Origin of the sequence: Sulfurovum sp. (assembly GCF_041562805.1) — a bacterium.
Taxonomy (GTDB): Bacteria; Campylobacterota; Campylobacteria; order Campylobacterales; family Sulfurovaceae; genus Sulfurovum.
This window is the reverse complement of sequence record NZ_JBFFOH010000125.1, coordinates 1-7,267: the sequence shown is the minus strand read 5'-3', so window position 1 is coordinate 7,267 and position 7,267 is coordinate 1. Positions and strand designations below refer to the sequence as shown.

Below are 7,267 nucleotides of genomic sequence, written 5' to 3'. Positions count from 1 at the left end.
TGTTAGAATATGCCATGAAGTGGAACGAAATCCATACTTGCAAAATAGTTTAAAGGCAACAGATGTCCCAATTTTTATTGGAAGCGCAAAATATTTCCCACGGTTTTGATACCCTTTTATTTCACGATGTAAACTTTTCTTTAAAGCCATCACAAAGTGCAGCGATCATTGGTCGAAGCGGCTGTGGAAAGTCTACACTTTTACATATATTTTCAACTTTTATCAAACCTGATAAAGGCAGTGTAACACTTTTTGGGAAAGATCTTTACAGCCTTGATGATAAGGCTATTGAAGCACTACGACGTTATGATATAGGGATCATCTTTCAGTTTCATTACTTGTTTAAAGGTATGACTGCAATGGAAAATGTTGAGGTGGCCAGTATGTTAAGTGCGGAGAAGATCGATGATACCATACTTGAAAAACTAGAGATCAAAGAACTGATGAAACAAAAAATAGGTGAACTCTCAGGTGGTCAGCAGCAACGTGTCTCTATCGCAAGGGTATTGAGTAAGAATCCTCGTATCATTTTTGCAGATGAACCTACAGGGAACTTGGACAAAGAGACTGCAGAACTTGTGATGGATGTACTGATGGATTATATTAAAGAGACAGGTGCTGGACTCTTACTGGTGACCCATGATGAGAGTATGGAAGCACGCTGTGATGTTTCTTATAAGATCGAAGATAAAATACTCAAGGAGAAAGTATGAAAATAGATGTAATGAATGTACTCTATACTACCTCTATGGTGCTTTTGGCTTTTGTTGCAGCTATTGTGATCACAAAAACGATCTCTAAATATACGAAGAAAGAGGATGAGGAACAAAAGTAGAAAAAGCCACTTTATACCTACCTTGCTTGCGCGATAAGTACACCCTCTAACAGTTTATCTATATCTCCATCAAGGATGGCATCTACATTTGTAAAAGCCTGGTTGGACCTTGTGTCTTTGACTTGCTGATAAGGTTGCATCACGTAAGAGCGTATTTGGTGCCCCCATCCAATTTCTGATTTTTCTACACCATCCAAAACAGCTTGTTTCTTAGCCATCTCATACTCATAAAGACGGGATTTTAGCATCTTCATCGCTGCAGCTTTATTTTTATGCTGACTTCTGTCATTTTGACACTGTACGATGATATTTGTAGGTATATGGGTAAGGCGGATGGCTGATTCTGTTTTGTTAACATGCTGTCCACCTGCACCCGAGGCACGGTACGTATCCACACGTAAATCTTTGTCTTCGATGGTAATGTCTATGTCATCATCTATCTCCGGTGATACCATCACTGAAGAAAATGAAGTATGACGCTTGGCATTGGAATCAAAAGGAGAGATACGTACTAGTCTATGAATACCATTTTCAACTTTGAGGTAGCCATAGGCATTTTCTCCCTTTATAATGAAAGAGACATCTTTTATACCTGCTTCTTCTCCAGCCTGATAGTCAAGTCCTTCGACTTTAAATCCATGTCTCTCTGCCCAACGTAAATACATACGGTAAAGCATACTGGCCCAATCCTGTGATTCAGTTCCACCAGCTCCTGGGTGTATGGAGACGATGGCATTGGCACCGTCATGTTCACCACTGAGCATTATCTGTACCTCTAAAGCATTGGTATTTTCCTGTAGGCTTTGGGCATCTTCATAAAGCATCTCCAAGGTCTCTTCATCATTTTCTGCTTTGGAGAGTTCAAAATACTCACTGGCATCATGCACTGCATCATACGCATTATTATAGGTCTCCAATATACGTTCAGCTTTGGTTTTCTCTTGAGAAATTTTTCCTGCATTGGCTGCATCGTTCCAGAAGTCAGGGTCTTGCTGCATCGTATCTATCTCTGCCAGTCTTGCTTTCAGTGCATCAGGCTTTATAATATTTTTAATATTATCCATTTTGATAGTAAGTGATTTGAGTAATTCGCTGTATTCGTATGCATCCATAGTAAAAACCTAGTGTAATTTTGATATTATTTTATCAAAATATAGCGAAATATGAGGTTAGAGATGGTTATCGTTCGGACAATAGAGGCTTTACAGGAAGCAAAAAATGCATTATCGGGCTCTATAGGTTTTGTACCTACGATGGGAGCACTACACAAAGGACATCTATCACTCATACAAAAAGCCAGACAAGAAAATGAGCATGTCATTGTTTCTATTTTTGTCAATCCTACACAGTTTTTGGAAGGGGAAGATTTAGATGCATACCCTCGTAAAGAAGAAGCTGATACAAAGATATGTACATTGGCAGGGGTTGATATACTTTTTATGCCTACCATAGATGCTATGTATGAAAATGATGAACTCTGCATAGGTGCACCAGCTATTCGCGGGTACATTCTAGAAGGTGAAAAACGTCCTGGGCATTTTGACGGTATGCTGCAAGTGGTGATGAAACTTCTTAATCTAAGTGGTGCACACAATGCTTACTTTGGGAAAAAAGATGCACAGCAGTTAGCCCTTATTTCACAGATGGTAAAGAACTATTTTATGGATGTCAACATTATTCCCTGTGAGATCGTACGGGATGATAACGGACTGGCATTAAGCAGTCGTAACGTCTACTTGCAAGGGGAAGAAAAAACACGTGCACTCTCTCTCGCACGCTCACTTAAACGAGCAACCAAAAGGGTAATGGCAGGAGAACGCAATGTTGAAGTGCTCAAACAAGAGATGTTGACCGTACTTGAAGAGACAGATCAAGTGGAATATGTGGCTATAGTAGACAGAGAGTTTAATGCTATTGATACTGTAGAGATAGGTAATACGATCATCCTGGTTGCAGCATGGGTAGGCAAGCCTAGACTGATCGATAATTTGTGGATCTAAAACATATCTTCAAAAAGTTCTTGTGTTGATTTATCTTTCGCAGGTTTTATATTGACTGGTTTAGGAGCAGGCTTAGGGTCAGGTTTTGGTTCAAGTTTAAAAAGTTCTTTGACCGAAGGTGTCGGTTTTTTTATTGGTTTTACTGTCACTTTTTTCTCTATTACTTGTTCCTTTGTTTCTTTTTTTACTACTTCTTTTTTAGGTACTGTTGGTTCATCTATGATCTTAGGAGGACTTTTGGGTTCGACTTTGATTTCCGGACTGACTACTTCTACTCCACCTTCGGGTTTAAGATAATCGAGCTCTACAAGTATGTCCGTAATTCTTCTAAATGTAGGTACCGCTGATTGTGATGCGAAGTATTTGTAGCGTTTTTTAGCACGTATCACCAATACACCGATGGTATATTTGTGACCTTCTTTATCGTTGGCAAAACCATAAAAGCTACTATGGTACTCTCTCACATAGCGACCCTTTTTGGCGATGTGTGCAGTTCCTGTTTTTCCGCCTACTTCTAGACCTGGGTACTGTGCTGCAACACCAGTACCACGCTTCACAACCTCTAAAAGAATGTCGTGTATTTGATTGGCAGCTTTTTTACTGACAGCTTGCACGTTACCTATTTCCGGTTCCAGTGTATAGTGGTTTCCTTTGGCATCCTGCAGATAGTCTACAAGGCGTGGTGTCATGGCTAAACCATCATTGTTGAAAGCGGAGTAGGCTTTCATCAGTTGGGTGAAAGTGACCATCATCCCATAGCCAAATGAAGAGTTGGCTCTGTGCATTTTATGATTGAGTAGTCTAAGAGGTTTAAGAGAACCGGGCAGATCACGTGAAAGGTCGATCCCTGTCTTTTTAGCGATACCAAATTTGAGTAAGCCTTCTCTAAACTCTTGTCCTGTGAGTTTCCATGAGATTTGAGATGTACCGATATTGGAAGAATGCACAATAATATCGGTGACAGGCAGAGACTCAAAATAATCATCATCACTTACACTCTGACCACCGGTAATATCAAATTTTTTATAACCTGTTTTAAACCATGTATCAGGAGTGATCCTATTTTTGTCAAGTGCAATTGCAACGGTAAGAGGTTTAAGTACTGAACCTGCCTCATAAGGGTACTCTGTAAATTTTGGAACGAGTGCAGCAATATCTTTTTGCCTAATGTGAGAAGGGTCGTATCGTTCAGAACTTGCCAAACTCAGTACTTTACCTGTTTCACTCTCCATGATACCTACTATGATCTCATCTGCATCAATACTAAGTTTCATCTGATCTATCATAAGTTCAACACGTCTTTGTAAAGCAAGAGGAATATTCAGATGTAGATCAAGTCCGTCTACCCGTTGTATGTTAATACTGTTTTTGTCATGGATGACTGCACCAACAACATCCCGTTTACCTTGAAAGTATCCATTTTTCTTAGATGTAATATGTTTTTCATATGCCCGTTCAATACCTTTTTTCCCTGAAGGACGTGTATATCTACCATCACTTTTATCCCCTACATATCCCAAGATCGGACTTAACACATCTTTCAGAGGAAAACGTCTGCTCTCACCATTTTCGATGATATCCAAACCATACATCACTTCGATGCCATTACGGGTTTTGATAGACTGAAAGACGTCCAGTTTCCGTAATTTATAAGCGAGTGATTTGAGTTGCATTGCCGAGCGTGCATTAATCGTTTTAGAGAGGACAATATTTCTTTGTATCTCTTTACCTTGACGATTTTTAAATTTTTTACGAAGTTTTTCTTCTGGAATACCACTGTAGATGCTGAAGAGTTTGATAAAGAGTGCTTTTTTCTCAGGAACAATGCTGGCACCGCGTATCACAGCTTGATAGGTTTTTTGTGAGTTGCTGAGTGTATAGTCATCTGCTGAGATGATAGACCCTCGAAATGACCGGTCATGAATGGTAGAATGATCACTGGGAATACGTCTGTCAGAAGAGATGGTTTTCAGCACAGAAAATAAGAAAATACCCATAAGCAGCACTAAGAGTAAAAAAAGAATACCAATTTTGTTCTTTCTTTGATGTATTGCATTATTTTGTGTTTTTTTATTCATATTTCCCTCTTATAGAGTGTAATTTTATCAAAGTTATCTGTTAAATCTGATAAAATACTAATTAATATGGATTACAATATAATATAAAGAGAATAGAAGATGATAGACAAACCCCTTTTAGCCGGTGTCATGGTACTTTTGACACTTTCACTGGTGATGAGCTATTCTCTCTCGACATATACGGTGGTACATTTTAATTATACTGACTTCCATTTTTTTATACGACAAAGTATGGCTATCTTCTTGGGTTTTACAACCATGGTTATCTTAAGTAAAATGGACCCGGACACATGGTTTTCAAGAATGGGACTGGCGTTATTTATACTCTTTTTTATTTTGATGATAGCAATGCAATTTTTACCTTCTTCTTTGGTAACTGCGGTAGGAGGGGCCAAAAGATGGATACGTGTAGGCCCTATGTCTATCGCACCTGTTGAATTTTTTAAAGTAGGGTTCATCTTCTTTTTGGCATGGAGCTTTGCTCGTAAATTACTAGACAAAACAAAAATGGGGTTTTGGGAGGAAGTACGTACTTTTACTCCGTATCTTTTTGTTTTTCTGGTTGCAGTAGTTATCATTGCAGTGTTTCAAAAAGACTTAGGTCAAGTGGTAGTGTTGGGTGCGACTTTGATGGTACTGTTTTTGTTTATCGGTAGTTCTTTAAAGTTCTTTTTTACGTTACTCTCCGGTGTGTTTGCAGCATTTATCGGACTTATATTTTTTGCACCTCACCGTATGGCACGGATAAAAAGTTGGTGGGGAACGGTACAGGACAGTATACTGTCTGTTTTCCCTTTTGAATCAGTGCAAAGTCTTCGTATAGAAGTAGGCAAAGAACCTTATCAGATCTCTAACTCCTTAAATGCCATTCATAACGGCAGTTATTTTGGAGAAGGTTTGGGGAATGGCCAGTTTAAATTAGGTTATCTTAGTGAAGTGCATACAGACTTTATCTTGGCGGGTATTACTGAAGAGTTAGGGCTTTTAGGACTTACTTTGGTGACACTAACGATGTTGTTTATCATATTTCGTATTTTCAAGATAGCATCAAAAGTGAAAAACCCTATGTATTATCTCTTTTCTATAGGCGTTGGATTACTGATCTCTTTTGCATTTATTTTGAACTCTTACGGTATCTCCGGTATTACACCTATTAAAGGAATTGCCGTACCGTTTTTAAGTTATGGAGGTTCACACATATGGGCTTCCTGTATCGCTATAGGTATGGTGTTAATGGTATCTAAAAAAGTACCGAGAGACAGTAAAGGACGCATGAAATGAGCATCGTGATGACAGGTGGTGGTACAGGTGGACATTTGGCCATCATCAAAGCAGTTAAAGAACATTTGAATGATGAAGAACTTATCTATATTGGTTCAACCAAAGGACAAGATAAACAGTGGTTTGAAAATGATGATGACTTTGCATACAAATATTTTTTTGAGACACGTGGTGTGGTAAACCAGGGCGCCTTAGGTAAAGTTAAATCTCTTTTAATGATGGCTAAAGCGACGATAAAAGCCATCAAGCTTTTAAGAAAACATAAGGCCAAAGTTGTTTTTTCAGTAGGTGGTTTTTCAGCGGCATCTACTGCTTTTGCAGCGAAGATCCTGCGTATTCCATTAGTCATACATGAACAAAATGCAGCACTTGGTTCACTCAATAAATTACTCAAACCTTATGCCACAGCATTTATATCTTCGTATTTGGAAGAGAGTCCCATTAAAGCGTATCCGATCAAACAAATATTTTTTGATAATGCCCACATACGAGATAAAGTGAATACAATTATCTTTCTTGGAGGGTCTCAAGGGGCAAAGGCTATCAATACATTGGCTTTACAGATAGCCCCGCAACTTAAAAGCAGAGGGATCAAGATCATCCATCAGGCTGGACAGAATAACATCGATGAGGTGCAAAAAGCATATGATGATCTGGGTATTGAAGTAGAAGTGTTTGGTTTTACAGATAGATTGGCAGACTATATGAATGAAGCAGATTTTGCTATCGCACGCTCAGGTGCCTCAACACTATGGGAACTTTCTGCTACGGCTGTACCTACACTCTATATCCCTTACCCTTATGCTGCAAGTGACCATCAGTTTCACAATGCACAGTTTTTAGTAGAAAAAGATCTTGCATGGATCATGAGAGAAAAAGAGATAGATACCCAAAAAGTCTTGGCACTTTTGGATGAAAACCTGGCAGATAAAAGTAGAGGGCTTATGGAGATCGTTGAAAAAAATGGTAGTGAAAAAATAGCTAAGTTATTGACACAAATCTGACACAATTATTGAGTATTATTTTTTATATTTAAAGTAAAAGGGTTTGTCGTGAAAAAGTTTATGATGTTG

At 38.7% G+C, this 7,267-nt stretch carries 7 protein-coding genes; 5 read left to right on the top strand and 2 right to left on the bottom strand.

All coding sequences use genetic code 11. The features are described 5' to 3' along the window. The first annotated feature begins 62 nt into the window (after positions 1-62). A complete protein-coding gene (locus tag ABYK33_RS12110; RefSeq protein WP_373028255.1) occupies positions 63-713 on the top strand; it encodes an ABC transporter ATP-binding protein in 651 nt (216 codons plus the stop codon). Further along, positions 710-835, top strand: a complete 126-nt coding sequence (locus ABYK33_RS12105) for a hypothetical protein (protein WP_373028256.1) — start codon at positions 710-712, stop codon at positions 833-835. The genes ABYK33_RS12110 and ABYK33_RS12105 overlap by 4 nt, the downstream gene beginning before the upstream one ends. A gap of 17 nt (positions 836-852) precedes the next feature. Here the strand turns inward: ABYK33_RS12105 and prfB are convergent, their stop codons facing one another. Then, entirely contained in the window at positions 853-1,947 is a 1,095-nt protein-coding gene (gene prfB / locus ABYK33_RS12100) for a peptide chain release factor 2 (protein WP_373033496.1), read from the bottom strand. Between the two features lie 63 nt (positions 1,948-2,010). On the opposite strand from prfB, the gene panC reads away from it, so the two are divergent. Then, the gene (panC, locus tag ABYK33_RS12095; protein WP_373033497.1) at positions 2,011-2,835 is read left to right on the top strand and encodes a pantoate--beta-alanine ligase; all 825 of its coding nucleotides are present in this window, start codon (positions 2,011-2,013) and stop codon (positions 2,833-2,835) included. Here the strand turns inward: panC and ABYK33_RS12090 are convergent. Then, on the bottom strand, positions 2,832-4,913 hold the full coding sequence (locus ABYK33_RS12090; protein WP_373033495.1) for a peptidoglycan D,D-transpeptidase FtsI family protein: 2,082 nt from the start codon (positions 4,911-4,913) through the stop codon (positions 2,832-2,834). The two genes, panC and ABYK33_RS12090, sit on opposite strands and share 4 nt — an antisense overlap. Before the next feature lie 99 nt (positions 4,914-5,012). Here ABYK33_RS12090 and ABYK33_RS12085 point away from each other — a divergent pair, with 99 nt between their 5' ends. Both ABYK33_RS12085 and murG read left to right on the top strand, forming a co-directional pair. Continuing rightward, entirely contained in the window at positions 5,013-6,194 is a 1,182-nt protein-coding gene (locus ABYK33_RS12085; protein ID WP_373033494.1) for an FtsW/RodA/SpoVE family cell cycle protein, read from the top strand. Continuing rightward, on the top strand, positions 6,191-7,198 hold the full coding sequence (gene murG, locus ABYK33_RS12080) for an undecaprenyldiphospho-muramoylpentapeptide beta-N-acetylglucosaminyltransferase (protein ID WP_373033493.1): 1,008 nt from the start codon (positions 6,191-6,193) through the stop codon (positions 7,196-7,198). Before ABYK33_RS12085 ends, murG begins: the two co-directional genes overlap by 4 nt. The last annotated feature ends 69 nt before the right edge of the window (positions 7,199-7,267 follow it).